Origin of the sequence: Pseudoxanthomonas jiangsuensis (assembly GCF_010093185.1) — a bacterium.
GTDB classification, from domain to species: domain Bacteria; phylum Pseudomonadota; class Gammaproteobacteria; order Xanthomonadales; family Xanthomonadaceae; genus Pseudoxanthomonas; species Pseudoxanthomonas jiangsuensis.
On record NZ_PDWL01000079.1, the window covers coordinates 1 to 824 of the forward strand.

Here is an 824-nt window from a genome sequence, read left to right on the forward strand (position 1 = left end):
GCTGACGTACACCGTGCTCAGCCTGTTTTTCAGCGATCCGGATATGCATCCGCTGGATTTCAGTCTGCTGAACCGGCGCGAGGCTGACGAAGAGCCTGAAGATGATGTGCTGATGCAGAAAGCGGCAGGGCTTGCCGGAGGTGTCCGCTTTGGCCCGGACGGGAATGAAGTTATCCCCGCTTCCCCGGATGTGGCGGACATGACGGAGGATGACGTAATGCTGATGACAGTATCAGAAGGGATCGCAGGAGGCGTACGGTATGGCTGAACCGGTAGGCGATCTGGTCGTTGATTTGAGTCTGGATGCGGCCAGATTTGACGAGCAGATGGCCAGAGTCAGGCGTCATTTTTCTGGTACGGAAAGTGATGCGAAAAAAACAGCGGCAGTCGTTGAACAGTCGCTGAGCCGACAGGCGCTGGCTGCACAGAAAGCGGGGATTTCCGTCGGGCAGTATAAAGCCGCCATGCGTATGCTGCCTGCACAGTTCACCGACGTGGCCACGCAGCTTGCAGGCGGGCAAAGTCCGTGGCTGATCCTGCTGCAACAGGGGGGGCAGGTGAAGGACTCCTTCGGCGGGATGATCCCCATGTTCAGGGGGCTTGCCGGTGCGATCACCCTGCCGATGGTGGGGGCCACCTCGCTGGCGGTGGCGACCGGTGCGCTGGCGTATGCCTGGTATCAGGGCAACTCAACCCTGTCCGATTTCAACAAAACGCTGGTCCTTTCCGGCAATCAGGCGGGACTGACGGCAGATCGTATGCTGGTCCTGTCCAGAGCCGGGCAGGCGGCAGGGCTGACGTTTAACCAGACCAGCGAGTCACTC

At 59.8% G+C, this 824-nt stretch carries 2 protein-coding genes; both read left to right on the plus strand.

What is annotated here, in order from left to right:
* On the plus strand, window positions 1–268 hold a 268-nt coding region (locus CSC62_RS17320), incomplete at its 5' end, for a phage tail assembly protein T (protein ID WP_136747586.1).
* Window positions 261–824, plus strand: a 564-nt coding sequence (locus CSC62_RS17325; RefSeq protein WP_029799658.1) for a phage tail length tape measure family protein, incomplete at its 3' end; no start/stop codon positions are given. The genes CSC62_RS17320 and CSC62_RS17325, both read left to right, overlap by 8 nt.